Annotated in this window: 12 protein-coding genes; 6 read left to right on the top strand and 6 right to left on the bottom strand. The window is 70.1% G+C overall.

The genetic code is table 11. The features are described from left to right. Nucleotide 1 precedes the first annotated feature (1 nt). The 3 genes from IEZ13_RS40340 to IEZ13_RS40350 all read right to left on the bottom strand — a co-directional run bounded on the left by IEZ13_RS40340 (nt 2) and on the right by IEZ13_RS40350 (nt 3,098). Complete coding sequence (locus tag IEZ13_RS40340; protein ID WP_183226904.1) at nt 2-763, bottom strand: carbohydrate ABC transporter permease; 762 nt, start codon at nt 761-763, stop codon at nt 2-4. 140 nt (nt 764-903) lie between these two features. Then, nucleotides 904-1,851 (bottom strand): carbohydrate ABC transporter permease, encoded by a 948-nt coding sequence (locus IEZ13_RS40345; protein ID WP_183226853.1) that lies wholly within the window; start codon nt 1,849-1,851, stop codon nt 904-906. A gap of 2 nt (nt 1,852-1,853) precedes the next feature. Next, a complete protein-coding gene (locus IEZ13_RS40350; protein ID WP_183226852.1) occupies nt 1,854-3,098 on the bottom strand; it encodes a sugar ABC transporter substrate-binding protein in 1,245 nt (414 codons plus the stop codon). Nucleotides 3,099-3,251: 153 nt separating this feature from the next. On the opposite strand from IEZ13_RS40350, the gene IEZ13_RS40355 reads away from it, so the two are divergent. From IEZ13_RS40355 to IEZ13_RS40365, 3 genes are all read left to right on the top strand, one after another. Further along, nucleotides 3,252-4,250 (top strand): LacI family DNA-binding transcriptional regulator, encoded by a 999-nt coding sequence (locus IEZ13_RS40355; protein ID WP_183226851.1) that lies wholly within the window; start codon nt 3,252-3,254, stop codon nt 4,248-4,250. 129 nt (nt 4,251-4,379) lie between these two features. Further along, nucleotides 4,380-8,060 (top strand): LamG-like jellyroll fold domain-containing protein, encoded by a 3,681-nt coding sequence (locus IEZ13_RS40360; protein WP_183226850.1) that lies wholly within the window; start codon nt 4,380-4,382, stop codon nt 8,058-8,060. 51 nt (nt 8,061-8,111) lie between these two features. Continuing rightward, nucleotides 8,112-8,978, top strand: a complete 867-nt coding sequence (locus tag IEZ13_RS40365; protein WP_183226849.1) for an ion transporter — start codon at nt 8,112-8,114, stop codon at nt 8,976-8,978. A gap of 122 nt (nt 8,979-9,100) precedes the next feature. On the opposite strand, the gene IEZ13_RS40370 is transcribed toward IEZ13_RS40365, so the two are convergent. After that, on the bottom strand, nt 9,101-10,012 hold the full coding sequence (locus tag IEZ13_RS40370) for an LLM class flavin-dependent oxidoreductase (protein WP_183226848.1): 912 nt from the start codon (nt 10,010-10,012) through the stop codon (nt 9,101-9,103). Nucleotides 10,013-10,097: 85 nt separating this feature from the next. On the opposite strand from IEZ13_RS40370, the gene IEZ13_RS40375 reads away from it, so the two are divergent. The 3 genes from IEZ13_RS40375 to IEZ13_RS40385 all read left to right on the top strand — a co-directional run bounded on the left by IEZ13_RS40375 (nt 10,098) and on the right by IEZ13_RS40385 (nt 14,226). Next, nucleotides 10,098-10,550: a MarR family winged helix-turn-helix transcriptional regulator gene (locus IEZ13_RS40375; protein ID WP_203834082.1), complete on the top strand. Its 453-nt coding sequence runs from the start codon at nt 10,098-10,100 to the stop codon at nt 10,548-10,550. A gap of 273 nt (nt 10,551-10,823) precedes the next feature. Beyond that, nucleotides 10,824-11,489 (top strand): AAA family ATPase, encoded by a 666-nt coding sequence (locus tag IEZ13_RS40380; protein ID WP_221246291.1) that lies wholly within the window; start codon nt 10,824-10,826, stop codon nt 11,487-11,489. Between the two features lie 415 nt (nt 11,490-11,904). Next, a complete protein-coding gene (locus tag IEZ13_RS40385; RefSeq protein WP_183226847.1) occupies nt 11,905-14,226 on the top strand; it encodes a tetratricopeptide repeat protein in 2,322 nt (773 codons plus the stop codon). Nucleotides 14,227-15,336: 1,110 nt separating this feature from the next. Here the strand turns inward: IEZ13_RS40385 and IEZ13_RS40390 are convergent. Beyond that, nucleotides 15,337-16,578 (bottom strand): CHAT domain-containing protein, encoded by a 1,242-nt coding sequence (locus IEZ13_RS40390; protein WP_183226846.1) that lies wholly within the window; start codon nt 16,576-16,578, stop codon nt 15,337-15,339. A 129-nt stretch (nt 16,579-16,707) separates the two neighbouring features. Beyond that, a complete protein-coding gene (locus tag IEZ13_RS40395; protein ID WP_229795642.1) occupies nt 16,708-17,196 on the bottom strand; it encodes a CAP domain-containing protein in 489 nt (162 codons plus the stop codon). Nucleotides 17,197-17,420 lie beyond the last annotated feature (224 nt).

Raw genomic sequence — 17,420 nt, forward strand, 5'->3', positions numbered from 1 at the left:
CTCAGTCCTTGACTGCGCCGGCGGTGACGCCGGCCGCGACGTAACGCTGGGCGATGATGAGCAGCAGCGTTGCGGGGATGGAGGCGACCACGGCGGTCGCCATGATCGCGTTCCACTGCTGGTTGTTGTTGCCGATGTACTGGTAGATGCCGAGGGTGATCGGCTGGGCGTCACCGCCGCCGTCGAGAGTGCTGGCGAAGACGAAGTCCGACCACGCCCACAGGAACGCGAAGAGTGACACCGTGACGATCGCGTTGCGTGACACCGGCAGGATCACCGAGACGAAGGTGCGCCACCGGGTCGCGCCGTCGATCAGCGCCGCGTTGATCAGCTCGTCGGGGATGCCGGACATGAACGCCGTGAAGATCAGCACGCCGAACGGGACCGCGATGGTGGAGTCCGCCAGGATCAGGCCGGGCACCGTGTTGAGCACGCCGAGCCGCAGGTAGATGGCGTAGAAGCCCATCGCCATGATGATTCCCGGGATCATCTGGGCGATCAGCAGCACGAAGCTGAGCGCGCCGCCGCCCTTCGGGCGCAGCTTCGCCAGCGCGAAACCGGCGGGCGCGGAGAGCACGAGGGTCAGGGCCACCGTGCCGAGACCCACGATCAAACTCGTTCCGAGGTACGGCATCTGCTGCTCGATGACGGCGCGGTATCCCTCCAGCGTCCCGTCGAGGGGAAGCAGGCGCGGTGGGTCGGCCCGCATGTCGGTGTCCTTGGTGAGTGACACGTTGATCATCCAGTAGACCGGGAACAGCATGACCGCCGTGAAGAACAGCCCGAGCGCGGTCTTGAGGTGCTGTTTCGTGCGACCCGCCGGGCGCGCGTGCGGCGCCCGGCGGGGGCTCGCCGCGCGGTCGTGCGCTGCTCGCCGGCGGCCCTGTGACGCGGATGCGGCGGTCATGCCTGCCTCCTCTGGAAGCGGATGTAGAGCAGGCCGAAGAAGAGCGCCATGATGATCAGCAGGTTGCCGACCGCGGCGCCGGGACCGAACTCGGGCAGCAGGTTGCCGAAGCTGAGCCGGTAGGACCAGGTCGCGAACGTCGTCGACGCGTCCGCCGGACCGCCCTTGGTCATGATCCAGATGATGTCGAAGACCTTGAGCGTGTAGACCAGCCCGAGCAGCAGCGTGATCGCCGAGACCGGCCGCAGCAGCGGGAACGTTATCCGCCAGAACCGCTGCCATCCGGTCGCGCCGTCGATGGCGGCCGCCTCGTACACATCGGCCGGGATCGCCTGGAGGCCGCTGTACAGCACGACCAGGTTGAACGGGATGCCGATCCAGATGTTCGCGATGATGACGCTGGTCAGCGCCCAGTCCGGCGACGTCAACCAATTGACTGGATCAACATGGATCAACTCAAGTGCAGTGTTGACGATGCCGGAGTCACTGTTGAGCATCCACGTCCATGTGGACGCGCTGACGATCAGCGGCAGCAACCACGGGACCAGGAACAGCGCCCGCAACGTTGCCGACAACCTGAAGTTCTGCGCGAAGAACACCGCCAGCGCCAGCCCGATGGCGAACTGGAACGCGATGCTCACGAACGTGAACACCAGCGTGTGCAGCAACGCCGGCCCGAAGGTCGGATCGGCGAACACGGTCCGGTAGTTGTCCAGCCCGGAGAACGGGGCGTCGCCCTGCACGAACGAGCGGACCGTGTAGTGACGCAGGCTCAGATCGAGGTTGCGGTACAGCGGGTAGGCGTAGAAGGCGACCAGGTAGACGACCACCGGCGCCAGGAACGCCCACGCCGTCCAGTGGCGACCCTTGCGCCGCCGCGGGGACCGCGCCCCCACATCCGCCGGGGCGGACGCGGGAACGCGGGTCATCACGTCGTGTGCCATCGTCACTTGGTGGCTGCGGCGGCCGTGGTCTGCGCCGTCTTGAGCGCGTCGGCGGGGGAGGCCGAGCCGCTCAGCGCCGTCTGGAAGGCGGTCCACATCGGCTGGGAGATCTTCGGGTACTTGGTGCCGAGGTCGTCACTGGTCCGGCCCTTGGCGGCCTTGACCGCGTCGACCCAGACCTTCAGCTCCTCGTTGGCGGCCACCTGCTTCTGCTGCACGGCCTCGGTCGCCGCGATGTAGGAGAGCGTGGTGTCCGTCGTGTAGGCGTTGTCCGCGCTGGTCAGGCAGCCGATCAGCTTCTCGGTCACCGCGTACCGGCCGGTCTCGGCCTGCACCGGGGCGGTGACGAACTCGCCGCCGGTCGGGGCGGGCGCGGTGCCGCCGGCCTGCGACGGGATCGGGATGATGCCGTACTCGAAGCCGGTCTTCTTGGCGTTGGCCAGCTGCCAGGTGCCGTTCTCGCTGAACGCGAAGTCGCCGGTGGCGAACTCCTGCCAACTGGTGGTCTGGGTGTTGTTGAGGACCGAGTTGGGCGCGTACCCGCTCTTCACCCAGCCGTTCCACAACTCCAGCGCGGCGATGCCCTGGGCCGAGTCGAGCTGGGTCAGGTTCGCGCCGGAACCCCAGAACCAGGGCAGGAACTGGAAGCTGCCCTCCTCGGTGCCGATCGCCGAGAAGGTGATGCCCTTCTTGCCGGACGCCTTCACCTTCTCCAGGGCCGCGGTCAGCGCCGCCCAGTCCTTGATCGCCGCCGGGTCGACGCCGGCCTTGTCCAGGACCGCCTTGTTGTAGTACAAGGCGAGGGTGTTGGCGCCGATCGGGATGCCGTAGGCCTCCCCGCCGATCTGCCCGGCGGCCAGCAGGTTCGGCTCGATCGCCGAGGTGTCCACCTTGAGCTCGTCGGTGGTGGTCAGCACCCCGGCGTCGGCCAGCGTGGAGACCACCGGGTTGTCGACGATCAGCACGTCCGGCGAGTTGCCCTGCTGGGCGGCGAGCAGTGCCTTGCTGGTCAGGTCGGTGGTGTCGTAACCGGTGCGCTCGACGGTGACGCCGGCGTCGGTGCCGCACCTGGTCAGCAGCTTCACCCAGTCCGAGCTGCCGTCGAACTGGGGGTACGGGTCCCAGATGGTGTAGGTGCCACCGGCCTCGCCACCGGTGTCCCCCGAATCGGAGGAGGACGAGCAACCCGCCACGAGGCAGGCTGTGATGGCGAACGCGGCCGCGACGCGGAGGCGGAGCGTGGTCATATGAGTTCCCCTTGGACGCTCGTAGGCAATGTCAAGGAAATCGATTGCCTAGAAGCTAGGTAGCCACTTGTTCCGATGTCAAGAGCAAGTTACGGTCGGATTACGCGTCGCACCGGCGTCGCCTAGGAAACTGGGGAGGAAACGCTGAGCACCATGGATCGCGCCGTCACCATCAGCCAGGTGGCCGCGCTCGCGGGGGTTTCCACGGGTACTGCGTCGAAGGCGCTCAACGGCCGCGGCGCTCTGCGCCCGGAGACCCGGTTACGTGTTCAGCAGGCCGCCGAGCAGCTCGGATTCGTCGCCAACGCGGCGGCCCGCAGCCTGCAGACCGGCCGCACCTACACGGTCGGCATGATCACCACGGACAGCATCGGCCGGTTCAGCATCCCGCTGCTCATCGGCGCCGAGGACGCGCTCGGGGCGGGCCAGATGTCGGTGTTCCTGTGCGACGCCCGCGACGACCCGATCCGCGAGCAGTACTATTTGCGCACCCTGCTCAGCCGCAAGGTCGACGGCATCATAGTGACCGGCCGGCGCACCCAGGCCCGCCAGCCGATCGGCCGTGACCTGCCGGTTCCCGTCGTCTACGCGTTCATCAGCTCGGCCGACGGGCGGGACTGCTCGGTCGTGCCGGACGAGGCCGACGGCGCCCGCCGCGCCATCGGGCACCTGCTCGCGGTCGGCCGCCGCCGGATCGCCCACGTCACCGGCCCGGAGCACCACCACTCGGCACAGATGCGGGCGGCCGGCGCGGTCGACACCCTGGCCGCCGAGGGTCTCCGACTGGCCACCCCGGTCCTGTACGGGGAGTGGAGCGAGGCGTGGGGCCGCCAGGCCGCCGGGATCCTGCTGTCCACCGGCGCCGATGTGGACGCGGTGTTCTGCGGCAGCGACCAGGTGGCCCGCGGCCTGGCGGAGGGGCTGCGCGACGCCGGCCGGGAGATCCCGAGGGACATCGCGCTGGTCGGCTTCGACAACTGGGACGTCATGGTGGACGGCTCCCGGCCGGCTCTGACCAGCGTGGACATGGATCTGGAGGGGATCGGCCGGACCGCCGCCGAGATGCTGCTCGCGGCGATCAACGGCGAGCCGGTGCACGGTCACCAGGCGCGCCCGTGCCGCCTGGTCCCGCGTGCCTCCACCGCCGTCTGACCTGTCCCCGCGACGCCGGCATCGGTTTAGGCAATCGTTTTCCTTCAGGGCATTGACGGGCATCGCTGGGTCACGTAGCTTGGCCGGAACGACTCCCGTGTTAACGCTCACATCAGCGTTGGAGAACGCATGTCCCGAAGGAAACGCCTGTCCGCTGCGATCGCGGCCGGGCTGCTGACCGCCACCCTGCCGACGATCCCCGCGCTGGCAGCCGACGTACCCACCCCCGTCGTCGCCTACGAGTTCGACGCCGACGACCTCACCACCGGCGTCGTCACCGACACCTCCGGCAACGGCCTCGACGGCACCCTCGTCAACGGCGCCACCGCGGCACTGGTCGACGGGCGCGACGGCGGCCACGCCCTCCAGCTGCCCGGCGGCGCGCCGACCTCGAACGGCGCCTACGTCACCATTCCACGGAAGGTGCTCGACGGGCGTACCGACCTGACCGTCTCCGCCCGCGTCCGGTGGGACGGCACCACGGCGCCCTGGCAGTGGATCTACGCGCTCGGCAAGGACACCAGCCGCTACCTGTTCAGCACGCCGTACAACGGGGACGGGAAGCTGCGCACCGCCGTCACCAAGGACTGGGCCGGCGCCGAAGCGCAGGTCACCGGCTCGGCCGCGCTGCCCGCCAGCGCCTGGAAGACGGTCACGGTCACCCTCGGTGGGGGACGGCTCACCACGTACCTCGACGGGGTCTCGGTCGCTGAGGCGACGACCACCGCGACCGCGGCCGACCTGATCGACGCCGGCACCGCGAGCGCCGGCTTCATCGGCCGCTCCTTCTATCCGGACCCGCTGTTCGACGGCGCCGTCGACGACTTCCGCGTCTACGGCTCGGCGCTCACCGCCGCGCAGGTCGCCGACGAGTTCGGCGCCGAGATCCCGACGGTGACCGCGCTGTCACAGACGACGTTCGAGGTCCGCACCACGATCGGGACCGCACCCGCGCTGCCCGCGTCGGTCACCGCCGACTTCACCGACGGCTACGACCGGCAGGTCCCGGTCACCTGGGACCCGGTCGACCCGGCGAAGTACGCCCAGCGTGGCGCCTTCAGCGTGGCCGGAACCGCGGCGGGCACCCCGGTCTCCGCCACCGTCACCGTGATCCGCGAGGGCGAGCTCACCATCGACCTGGCCGCCACCACCGGCGACTTCCACGGCGGCGCCTCCGGAACCCTCTACGGCCTGTACGCCGACGGCGTCCCCAGTGACAACCTGATCGAGGGCATGCGCCTGCGCACCGTCTCGACCAAGGCGCAGGACGGCCCCCAGCACCCCGGCGCCGACGCCCTCGAGGTGGTCAAGCCGCTCGCCGACAGCACCGACGGCGACGTCTACATCTACATGACCGACATCCACCGCGGCTTCCCCTACCAGTGGCCGGGCGGCACACCCGAGGAGAGACTCGCCACCTACCGCGAGAAGATCGCTCAACAGGTGGATCAGGTACTCAAGCTCGACGAGGTGTATCAGGACAACATCGTCTTCGTGCCGTTCAACGAGCCCGAGGGCAACATGTTCGGCACCGGCGAGTGGAGTTACAACGGGGTCAGCTGGCTCAGCGACCCGGACGACTACTTCGCCGCCTGGGACGACTTCTACCGCCTCATCAAGCGCAAGATGCCGTCCGCACGGATCGCCGGGCCCAACACCAGCATCCTGTTCGAGCAGGTCAAGGGCTTCCTGGAGCACGCCGTCGAGGCCGGCACCGTACCGGACGTGATCACCTGGCACGAGCTGAGCCACCCGGAGGCGGTCCGCGACAGCGTCGTGAAGTACCGCGCCTGGGAGAAGGAGATCCTGCCCGGCCGGGAACTGCCGATCAACATCAACGAGTACGCGTTCAACTACCACACCAGCGTGCCCGGCCAGATGATCCAGTGGATCTCGGCGATCGAGGAGTCCAAGGTCGACGCCGACATCGCCTACTGGAACATCGACGGCAACCTGTCCGACTCGGCGGTGCAGGCCAACCGCGGCAACGGGCAGTGGTGGCTCTACAACGCCTACGGCAGCATGACCGGCCAGACCGTCAAGGTGACGCCGCCCTACCCCGGCCAGAACTACACGCTCCAGGGGGTGGCCGGCCTCGACAAGGCCAAGAAGCAGGCCCGCGCCATCTTCGGCGGGGCCACCAGCGCCGGCTACATCCGGTTCGACAACGTGCCGAAGTACTTCGGGAAGACCGTGCACGCCTGGATCCGGGAGATCCCGTGGACCGGGCAGGTCGGCGACTCGGCCCAGCCCCGGCTGCTCGCCGAGAAGGACGTGACGGTCGCCGACGGCGCGATCGCGTTCGAGTTCGACCGGCTCAGCGAGGCTTCCGCGTACGAGATCGTCTTCAGCCCCGCCGGAGAGAGTGACCGGACCGCGGCTTCGCCCACCGCCTGGCAGGGTTCCTTCGAGGCCGAGGCGGCCACCTACACCGGCGGCGGCTACAGCAAGAACGGGCCGGAGGGCTCGCCGCGCGACGTCTCGAAGTTCTACACGTCCGGCGCCTACAACGTCGGCGGCCTGCGCACCGGCAGCGACGGCGTGCTCGACTTCACCGTCACCGTGCCCAGCGACGGTCTCTACGACTTGAGCGTATTCGCCAATTCACTCAACACGTTCGACCTCGTCAAGGAGCAGGGGCCGACCAACGTGTTCCTGCGTGTCGACGGCGCCGCCGAACAGGAGGTGTTCCTGCCGCTCGGCTACAAGTGGGTGGTCTGGGACCACGCCGACACGACGGTGCGGCTGACCGCCGGCGAGCACACCATCTCGCTGGCCGCGCGCAGCCTGGACGGCACGAAGGCCACCAAGGGCGACGCGATCATCGACCGGATCACCCTGGAACTGCCGAATTCGGCCGCCGCCACCGACGTGTACGAGGCGGAGCTGGCATCCCTCGCCGGTGGCGCGAAGCCGGTCTACGCGGGCCGGAAGACCTCCGGCTCGGGCGTCGCCGACCTGGGCCGCGGCGGCGCCGCCACCTTCTGGGTGTACTCGGAGGCCGACGCCGCGGCCGTGCTCGACGCCGGAGTCACCGGCGGCTCCGTGGAGATCGAGGTCAACGGCATCGCGGTCGGCGGATCCAGGTCGACGGCCGTCTCCCTCTCCGGCGGCGTCAACAAAGTCAAGATCAAGGGCAAGACGAGGGGTACGGCCATCGACCGCCTCTCCGTCCGATCCTCGACAGCCCTGCCCGCGACCGGTGTGAAGGCCGGAGCCGCGACCGCGCTGTCCACGACGGTCTTGGAGGCCGGAACCGCGACCGTCCTGCCCGCGACGGTCTTGGAGGCCGGAACCGCGACCGTCCTGCCCGCGACTGTCCTGGAGGCCGAAGCCGCGCAACTCGCCGGCTCCGCCACGGTCACCGCGAAGTCCCTGGCCAGCGGCGGTTCAGCGGTTACCGGTGTCGGCGGCGAACCCGGCAACGCCGACACCCTCACCTTCACCGTGAACGCCGCAAGACTCGGCACCTACGCCATGCGCGTCCGCTACGCCAACCCGGAACAGGCGGTCGCCACCCACTACAACCCCGACCCGCTCGCCCGGCCCGCCGACATCTCGGTCAACGGCGGCCCGGCGAAACGAACACTGTTCCCGCACAGCTTCCACGACAACAACTTCTGGGAGCTGACCATCCCGGTCGTCCTCAGACGCGGCGCGAACACCATCGCGTTCTCGTCCGAGGAACTGCCCAATTTCGACGGTACGACCTACGCCTCCGACACCTGGCCGGATGTGCTGCTGCGCTCGAAATACGCCCCGGTGATCGACAAGATCACCGTGGCCCCGTTCAGCGCACCCGCCCACTGACCCCGACGGCGGGCCGGCATGGGCCGGCCCGCCGTTGCATAGGGTGACCGGATGTCGCCGCCATCGATATCCCGTCTCGATCGCATCGCCCACCGCTGCGCCCGGATCACCGAATCCCGGGCCTTCGAGGTGATCATCGTGGTGATGATCGGCGCGAACGCGGTGCTGCTGGCCGTCGAGACCTACCCGCACAGCGACGACGTCGCCCGCCTCCTGCACGGCCTCGAATGGGTGTTCCGGATCGTGTTCGTCGCCGAGATCGCGATGCGCATCCTGGCCTACGGACGGCACCCCCGCGACTTCTTCCACCACGGCTGGAACGTCTTCGACTTCGTGGTCATCGTCGCCGTCTTCATCCCCGGCCTGCACGGCGACTCGGCCGCCCTGCGGGTCATCCGGATCGCCCGTGTGCTGCGGCTGGTCCGCTTCTCACCCGGCCTGCGCACGATCGTGGCCGCCCTGCTGCGCAGCCTGCCCGGCGTCGGTGGCTTCCTGGCCCTCGCCCTGGTCACCCTCTACGTCTACGGCATGGCCGGCTGGCTGATCTTCCAGGATTCCGACCCGGAACAGTACGGCACCCTGGGCCGCGCGGTGCTCACGCTGTTCGTGTTGCTCTCCCTGGAGACGTTGCCGGACCTGATCGCTCAAGGCATGCAGTTGTCACCATGGACTCTCGTCTACTACGTCAGCTATGTACTGATCACCGTCAACCTGCTCGTCAACATATTGATCGCGGTTATCGTCAACTCAATGGAGGAGGCCCGTCGACTGGAGATGACCGAGAGCCTCGGCACCGACGAGGACCGCGACGGCGTGCCCGACGAGATCGACCGCATCCTGGTGAGCCAGCGTCTCGACGAACTGCGCACCCTGCTCAACGACCTGGAGCGGGAGCTGCGAATCGACCGCCGAGGCTGACCGCCGCACGGTCGGCTGGTGCCACCTCCGCCCGGGTGGCCGGTACCACCTCCGCATGGTTAGCTGGCGCCACCTCCGCATGAGTAGCTGGCGCCACGTCCGCACGGGTCGGCCGGTGCCACCTATGCACGGACGGCCGGTGCCACTGCCGCGCGGACGGCCGGCGCCACCTCGTTCGCCCAGCGGCCCAGCGTCACACCGTCCGGCGTGCCGCCGGTGGGGGAGAAGAGCGTGAACCCGGCCGCACCGTGCTCGACGACCGCGCCGGTCAGCTCCTCCACCCACTGTGCGGGCGAGCCCCCGAGCCAGCGGCCGTCACCGTCGCGGGTGGCCGGCAGCGGCCGCTCGGTGATCCGCCCCGGCAGGTTGTAGACCGTGGCGACCTCGGACGGATCCCGGCCCACCGCGGCGGCGGCCCCGTCGATCACCGGCCGTGACTCCCGGTAGCGGGCGCTCAGCCAGTCGGCGGCGTGACCAGGGATCCAGCCGTCCGCGACCCGCCCGGTCGCGGCCAGCGACTTCCGGCCCACCGACCCGGTCCACACCTTCGGCGCCCCGACCGGAGCCGGATCCAGATTGGTCACCCGGTAGTGCTTCCCCTCGAACGTGACCGGGTCGCCGCCGCCGGACAGCAGCCGGATCAGCACGATCGCCTCCTCGAACGCCTCCACCGCCTCGCCCGCCGACAGTCGCGGCACACCCATGTCGGCGATCCGGTCCCACCGGCCGCCCGCGCCCATGCCGAGCACGACGCGGCCGCCGGAGAGGGCGGAGAGCGTCCCGACCGTACGGGCCAGCATCGCAGGCGGCCGGGTCGGCAGATTGGTGACGTTCGCCAGCCCGGCGATCCGCTCGGTGCGCCCCAGGACCAGGCCGATCGCGGCGTACGCGTCCAGCCGCCCACCGAGATACGGATGGTCGGACAGCGAGAAATGGTCCAGCCCGTCCCGGTCCGCCTGCGCGGTCAGGCGCAGCCACTCCGGGCCGTCGGTGATCCCGTCGTGCGCGCCGAAACCGAAGACGACGTTGCGCATGGTTACCCCCCAGGGTTTGTAGTTCGTACTCCGAACTATGCATAGTTCGTAGCACGAACTGCAGGTGTTGCGCTAGGCTTTCCCGGTGGCCAAGTCGGAGAATCAGATCGGAGTCGTCGCCGCACTCGTGCGCACGGCATTCCTGGTCAACGCTGTCTATGCTGAGTCGGCCCGCGAGTTCAGCCTCACCCAGCAACAGGGCCAACTGCTCTGTGTGCTGATGCCCCAGGCCTATGCGATGGGCGAGTTGAGCACCATTCTCGGCCTCGCCAAATCCAGCCTAACCGGCCTCGTCGACCGCACCGAACGTAACGGCCTGGTCCGCCGCGACCCCGATCCACGCGACCCGCGAGGCGTCCGCGTGACCCTCACCCCCGCCGGCGCCGAACTCGCCGACCGCTTCTACACCGAGACCTGCCGCCGGGTCGCCGAGCTGCCCGCCACCCTGAGCGACCAGGAACGCGACACGGTCGCCGGCCTCCTCAGCCGCGTGATCCACGACAACCAGGTGCCAGTCGTCTTCAGCGAAACCCCTTGATGGGTACGGCGTTCGCCGCCCCCGCCGAATCCACCCCGCCCCGCCGGCTCCACGCGAGGCGCTGCAACGCGAGCCCGTGACGCGCCCGCCGGGCCGAGCTCGGTGGCCGGGCAGGCGTCCTCACCACCTGCAACGCAGACCCGTGATGCGCGTACCGGGTTGAGTTCGGTGGCCGGGCAGGAGGACACCGAGGGCAAGTTCCCTGGGCTGGGCTCGGTGACAGCCCAGCGGTGCGGTCGCAGGGCTGGGGACCCGCCCTCGCAGACTGGTGTGATGACCGCATCCGCTGACCGGTGTGCCACTCTGCGACACGTCGCCGACCGCATCGCCGAACTCGACGACGGCGGCGGGCTCCGCATCGGTGTTGACGGCGTGGACGGGGCCGGCAAGACCGTCTTGGCGGACGAGCTCGCCGCCCAGCTTCGTGTGCCCGGACGGCCCGTCGTGCGGGTGTCGCTCGACGACTTCCACCACGTGCGGGCCGTCCGCCATCGGCAGGGCCGGGACTCCCCGCGGGGCTTCTGGGAGGACTCCTACGACTACGACCGCTTCCGGCGTGACGTCCTCGAACCCTTCGGGCCGGGTGGTTCCCGGCGCTACCGGGCGGCGGCCCACGACCTGGAAACCGATGTCGTCCTCGACGGGGAGCCGTGCGCCGCGGACCCCGGCGCGGTGCTCATCGTGGACGGGCTGTTCCTGCACCGCGACGAACTCGTACCGGTCTGGGATCTGTCGGTCTTCCTTGACGTCCCCTTCGAGGAGACGGCCCGGCGCATGGCTGATCGGGACGGCACCAGCCCCGACCCGGACCACCCCGGGATGCGGCGCTACGTAGAGGGCCAGCGCCTCTACTTCGCCGCGTGCGCACCCCAGGATCGCGCCACGATCCTGATCGACAACCGCGACTTCGCCGCTCCCCGGATCATCCGCGAACGGTAGGCGGATCTCCCCGGCCGGCCCTGAGCGCTGTTTCGAGGACGTTGAGACAACGCTGACCCTGCTGGTCAATTGGTCCACTGTCCGTTCCTCCGGCTCGTTTGCGCCGGCCAGCGCACACGTAACGGTTTGCGTGGTCGCCCGCCCGCGTCATGGCGGCAGGCCGGGCACACGAACGGCGCGACGTGAGCGGCCGCCGGGACGGACAGCGCGGGCGGCGGATGGCAGTGGGGTAGTTGACCAGCGGGGTCAGCGCTCAGAGCCGGCCGGGGTTCGCGGTTCCCGATGGATCGCTCGCGCGCTATCTCGGGCGCTGCCCGGGCCAGGCCCTGCCCGGGGCCACGTAGCGGCCCTGGGGCGGACACCGGATAGGCCCTACGCTGTGCTGGTCAGCGGGCGGTCGCGCGGTGAGGTGAGCATGGGGTGGCGGCACGGATTCGGCGAGGCGGAGCGGCTGCAGCGGGCCGCCGCCGTGGAGCTCACCCGGGCGATGGAGGACGACGACCCGGCCGCCTATGAGCGCGCCACCGACCTGCTCGAACAGGTGCTGCGGATGTTCGGGCCGGGCGTTCCACAGTGGGCGCCCCTGCACGCCGCCTGCGGGAACGCGCTGCTGCGCCGGTTCCAGCTGACCGGGGACCTCACCGTGCTCCGCGAATCGGTGCGGTGCAGCCAGGTGGCCGTCGACGCGGCCGGAGCCGTGGACGCGGAGACCCGGGCGGTCCTGCACCACCAGCTCGCGGTGGCGCTCCGGCATCTGTTCGAGGCCCGGGGCAACCCGGACGACCTGGAAGCGGCGCTGCTCAGTGCCCGCCTCTCGATCGCCGTGCCGATCCCCGACCAGGACTTTTCGGCCTCCTGTCAGGCACAACTCGGGGTGCTCCTACGGCTGCGGCACCTGATCAGCGGGTCGGTCGCCGACATTGACGAGGCCGTGACGGTGTGCCGGCAGGCGGTGGCCGCGGAGCCGAAGCCCGGTTCGGACCGGGCGTCCCATCTGAACAATCTGGCGTCCGCGCTGTGGGCCCGCTTCGAACAGGACGGCGGCATGCGCGACCTGGAGGACGCGGTGCAGGCTGCCGAACAGGCGCTGGACGCCTCATCGGACGGGCACCCGGAACGGCCGCTGATCATGGGCACGCTCGGGACGGTCCTGCGCTACCGCGGCGAGCGCACCGGGTCCGCCGAGGACCTCGACACCGCCCTCGACCTGCTGGACCGGGCGGTCGCCGCCACCGAACGGTCGTCGGCGCGGTGGCCGCTGTACATCGCCAACCGGGCCGCCGTGTTCCGCGCCCGGTTCGATCTGTCCGGCGCCGACGAGGACCTCGACCGGGCCATCACCGAGACCGCGGCCGCCCTGCAACGCCCCGATCTGGTCGGCGCCGAATACCCGGGCATGCTGGTCAACCTGGCGACCGCCCGGGCGGTACGGTTCGCGCGACTGGGCGCGGCCGCAGATCTCCGCGACGCCGTGGCGGCGCTGCGGAAGGTGCGGGCACTGCTGCCCGGCGACGACCCGCGGCGGGCGGTGGTCACCGCCGAACTGGGCTCCTGCCTACTCGGCCGCCACGACCGCACCGGCTCCGCCGAGGATCTGGACGAGGCGGTCAGCCTCCTCGAGGAGGCGGCGCTCCCCGACCTGGCGGCGCTTTCCGGCCCGGGCGCGCTTTCCGGCCCGGGAACGCATTCCAACCCGGTGGCGTTTCCCGGCTCGCTCTCCGATCCCGGGGCGATGCCCGATCCGGGGGTATCCCCCGACACGCACGCGCTTCCCGACCCGGCGGCGACCGCCGACACGCAGGCTCTTCCCGACTCGGCGGCGACAGTCGATCCCGTGCATGGAGAAGATGACACTTCCTCTCGCGGTGGTGGTGATCGTGGTTCCTCCCGCAGGAGCGGCGGTGGTGGTTCTTCACGCGGTGCCAGAGGCGGTAGGTCTCTTCACAGTGGTACCGCCGACCGGGAGCAGGCCGCGGGCTGGCTGGTCAATCTGAGCCATGTACTGCGACGACGCTGGCAGGAACGGGGCGATCCCGCCGATCTGGACGCGGCGGTCCGGCACGCGGCCACGGCGGCGCAACGGCTCGCGGCCGTCGACCCCCGGCGGATCGCCGCGCTGACCGCCGAGGGCGTCGCCCGGTACGACCGTTTCCAGAGCCGGGGCGACACCACCGATCTGGCGGCCGGTATAGCCGTGCTCGGCGAGGCCTTGGACCGAACCGGGGGCCAGCGACCCGGGCATGGCCTGCTGCTCAGCGCCTACGGAGCCGCCCTCGCCGCCCGAGCCGAGCGGACCGGCCGGTCCGGCGATCTACGTGGCGCCATCTCCTGCTGGCGGGAAGCGTCCGCCACCGGCGCCGCGCATGTCACCGATCGTCTCGACGCGGCCGTCCGCTGGGCTCAGACGGCGGCCGCGTCCGGGAACCCACGGCTGGCGGCCGAGGGATACCGGACCGCGGTGACGCTGCTGGACCTGCTCGCCTGGCGAGGGCTGGACGGCGGAGACCAGCGGCACCGGCTCGCCGCTTGGCCCGCCCTCGCCGCAGACGCCGCGGCCTGCGAGTTGACCGCCGATCCGGCCGCGGCGATCAGCGGCCTGGAAGCGGGCCGGTCGGTCCTCTGGTCCCAGTTGCTCGACCTTCGTACCGACGTCCGGGACCGCTACCCGAACCTGCCGCCCGATCTGGCCACCAGACTGAACCGGGTCCGCCAGACCCTGGACCGGCCCACCACCTGAAAGACGGCTCCCACGACAGGCCGGCTCGCGGCGGACGATCACCCGTGGTCAAGGTTCGCGTTTCGCTGCCGGCATCTTTCTCGGTACGCCTGACGCAGTCCCGTTCCTATCAGGACCGTTCCGCCCAGCCACGCGAGCTTTCTGCCACGGCGGGCTCTGCCGCGCCCACCGGGCGGAGGTCGGTGGTCCCGCGCCACCACGCCTCCCGTCCGCCATGAGTAGACGAAATATGTCGACGAGCGCGTTGACGGTGGTCAGCGGGACTCTTCCGTGGAGCCTCGGCCGTTCACGGCCGGCGGAAACCCGATCGCCCGCGGAGCAGGACAGGAAAGCCGGTTCGCCGCCCAGGCGAACCGGCGTTGAACACTCCTGTTGCGCAAGTGAAGAGGAGCGCTACCTTATTCGGGTCAGGGCGGAGGTTCCCACGCACCGGTGCAAGCGGGGAACGGCTGTCGCGGACCATCGATGTCATGACCATTGCGGCTCGGATTCGTCCAAGCTGGGGCGCATTCGATCGCCCAGGCGTGGCCTGACCTCGCAGCCAGCAAGGAAGAGATCCGCAAGCCGGCCCGTTCATGAGCCCACATGGGTGACGTAGCCGCCGGTGGGTGTGTCGGCCTGGGCCGCGGAAGCTGCGGGCGACGTCCGAGCGGGTCGGTGCGCACGAAGGCCTGTGCGTGTGCGCTTGTCGGGGTCACTGGCCGGGTGGGTGAGCACAGTAGCGGCAGCGTATGCGGCGGCCCGGGCTGTGGCGGGAGGTCCCAGCGGGACGGCGCTGTTGCCGGAAGCGGGCCGTCGGGGTGGCTGGCGAGCTGGGTGGCCACCGAGCGACGGGACCGATGGCAGGAACGGTCGCTGGGGCGGGGTGCTGGTTGTGGCCGGTGGCAGGAACTGGCGCTGGAGCGAGGTGCTCGTCGTGGCCGGGTTTGCCGGACCACCGATCTAACTCGAAAGTAGACCTACTTCCTCCCGATTAGGGCCGCTTCGCGCAGCGGAGCGGCAGGGACTCAGCCCGGCGGGCGCGGCACAGGCTGGAGTGGCAGGTGGCTCGCGGGGAGCCGCGGGGCGATCAGGATTCTTCGGGGGCGGCCTTGCCCGTACCGGAAAGGGTTATGGGCCGGTGTGGGCGAAAGGGGTCCAGACGCTGGGTTGGTCGGGGTGGTTGCGGCGGAGTTCGCGGACCGCGTGGTGCAGGGCCTCGGCGGCGCGGTCGGCGTCGAGGACGCCGTTGTGGGCGAGGCGTTCGTAGACGCGTTCGGCGACCTGGGCGGCTTCGGCGTCCAGGACCGACCAGAGGGTGGCCACGACGTGCCGGAAGCCGGTGTAGTGCAGGGCCGCGGCCAGGGTGATCGCCTCGTCGGGGAGGGTGACGCCGCCGACGGCGGTCTTGCAGCCGGACAGGTAGGCGAAGTCGCCGCGATGCTGCTGGGCGCTCAGATCGGTGACGGTGAGCATGCCGTCGTGCACCAGGACGCCGCCGTGGGACGGGTCGGCCAAATTCTGTTCGCCGTGGCAGGCGAAGTGGGCCCAGCGGTGGCCGCGCATCTCGCGCAGCACGTCGTCGCGGGTGGCTTCGGGGCCGATCAACCTGGTGCGGTTGTCGCCGAACAGGCGTTCCACCAGGCGTTTCTCGACCAGCACGTTGGGCAGGGATGCCTGCCCGGGGGTTTCCGGCATGCCGACGAAGAGCATCCGCGCGGCGCCGGCCTCGGCGTCCGGTTGGGGGCGGCGGGCCTCGACGAGGGCGCGTAGCGTCGGGGTGTACGACGAGATGACCCGGTCGATGACGGATGCTCCGGGCTCGGAGTGGTCGCCGGCCGCGTGGATCGGCAGCAGGGTGAGCGGGCCGGTCGGGCACCACCAGACGCGTGGCCACTCCCCGTCGGCGGGCGGGGGCGCCGTGTGGCCGAGGTGGTTGAGCACGGGCCGGGCGAACGACTCCCACATCCAGCGCAGACAGTCGTCCAGAAGGGATTCGACGTCGTCGGTCACGCCCTCGACGACCAGGTCCCGCTGGTCGCCGCGCAGCACCCGGAGTTGCCGGTCGCCGACCGCGTCCAGGTACGCTTCGACGCGCTCGCCGACGATGTCCTGGGTGAGCTCCGGCAGGGGGATCGTGGTGACCTCGGTCTCGTGCACGATCAGGGCGTCGCAGCGCCAGCGGCTCACGTTGATGATCACGACGGGGCCGCCGGACGCGGCCGGGAGCAGGGTCTCCAGCCTCGGAGGGCGCAGGAAGTCCTCGAAACCCTCGATGGCGCGGACCTGTTCGACCAGGTCGTCCCACTCGCGGGCGAGGGCCATCCGCCGGTCGACGTCCTGGGTGAAGCGCTCGGGGCTGCCGGGCATCATCGCCCCATCAAACCCGATGATCGTCCGCAGTGGAACCGGCGGAACGTCCGACCCCGGACGGCTGTCGGTGGACGGCGCGACGCCCCAGCCGCAGGGGGATCGGCTGGGGCGTCGCTGTTCGGGTGGGGGTCAGTAGCCGAAGTCCTGGGTGTAGTAGGGGGTGCCGTTGGCGGCGTAGGCGACGCCGACGCCGACGGTCTTGGATTTGCAGTTGAGGATGTTGGCGCGGTGGCCGGGGCTGTTCATCCAGCCGTCGACGGTGGCGGCGGCGGTGCGGTAGCCCCAGGCGATGTTCTCGCTGGAGGGTTTGCTGTGGCCGGCGGCCTTGACGCGTTTGATGAAGGTGGAGCCGCCGGCGCCGGTGTGGGAGAACTTGCCGGTGCGGGCCATCCAGGCGCTGTGGCCGCGGGCGGCCTTGATGAGTTTGGCGTCGGCCTTGACGGCGGGGCAGCCGTGTTTGGTGCGCTGGATGTTGGTGAGCCGGTTGACCTCGGTCTGCAGGGCCACCTCGTTGGGCTTGGCGGGGGCGGCTTCGGCGGGGGACGCGATCATGACGGTGCCGGCGGCGACCGGGGCGATGAGGGCGGTCACGGCGATGCGGCGGAGAAGCTGGCGCAAAATCGGTCCTTCCGGGGAAGTGTGTTGCGGGCTCACCGTTGACTTCGGCCTGGCGTGTGTGGGGGTGATTGCCGGGCCGGTGCGCGTGGGTCACCGTCCGGTTGCCGGGTTCGCGGAGTGACCGCCGACACTTTCGATACGAGACCGTTCCGTTTTGCGGGAGGCGGGACTAGCGTCGCGTTTGAAAACGGAACGGTTCCGTTTCGAAAAATCGGGGGAAGCCG

The organism is Actinoplanes campanulatus (assembly GCF_014647795.1).
Taxonomy (GTDB): domain Bacteria; phylum Actinomycetota; class Actinomycetes; order Mycobacteriales; family Micromonosporaceae; genus Actinoplanes; species Actinoplanes campanulatus.

Bases quoted from the DNA above. Each gene is read 5' to 3' on its own strand.
- IEZ13_RS40340 (WP_183226904.1), bottom strand. From the start codon at position 763: ATGCTGTTCCCGGTCTACTGGATGATCAACGTGTCACTCACCAAGGAC.
- IEZ13_RS40345 (WP_183226853.1), bottom strand. From the start codon at position 1,851: ATGGCACACGACGTGATGACCCGCGTTCCCGCGTCCGCCCCGGCGGAT.
- IEZ13_RS40350 (WP_183226852.1), bottom strand. From the start codon at position 3,098: ATGACCACGCTCCGCCTCCGCGTCGCGGCCGCGTTCGCCATCACAGCC.
- IEZ13_RS40355 (WP_183226851.1), top strand. From the start codon at position 3,252: ATGGATCGCGCCGTCACCATCAGCCAGGTGGCCGCGCTCGCGGGGGTT.
- IEZ13_RS40360 (WP_183226850.1), top strand. From the start codon at position 4,380: ATGTCCCGAAGGAAACGCCTGTCCGCTGCGATCGCGGCCGGGCTGCTG.
- IEZ13_RS40365 (WP_183226849.1), top strand. From the start codon at position 8,112: ATGTCGCCGCCATCGATATCCCGTCTCGATCGCATCGCCCACCGCTGC.
- IEZ13_RS40370 (WP_183226848.1), bottom strand. From the start codon at position 10,012: ATGCGCAACGTCGTCTTCGGTTTCGGCGCGCACGACGGGATCACCGAC.
- IEZ13_RS40380 (WP_221246291.1), top strand. From the start codon at position 10,824: ATGACCGCATCCGCTGACCGGTGTGCCACTCTGCGACACGTCGCCGAC.
- IEZ13_RS40385 (WP_183226847.1), top strand. From the start codon at position 11,905: ATGGGGTGGCGGCACGGATTCGGCGAGGCGGAGCGGCTGCAGCGGGCC.
- IEZ13_RS40390 (WP_183226846.1), bottom strand. From the start codon at position 16,578: ATGATGCCCGGCAGCCCCGAGCGCTTCACCCAGGACGTCGACCGGCGG.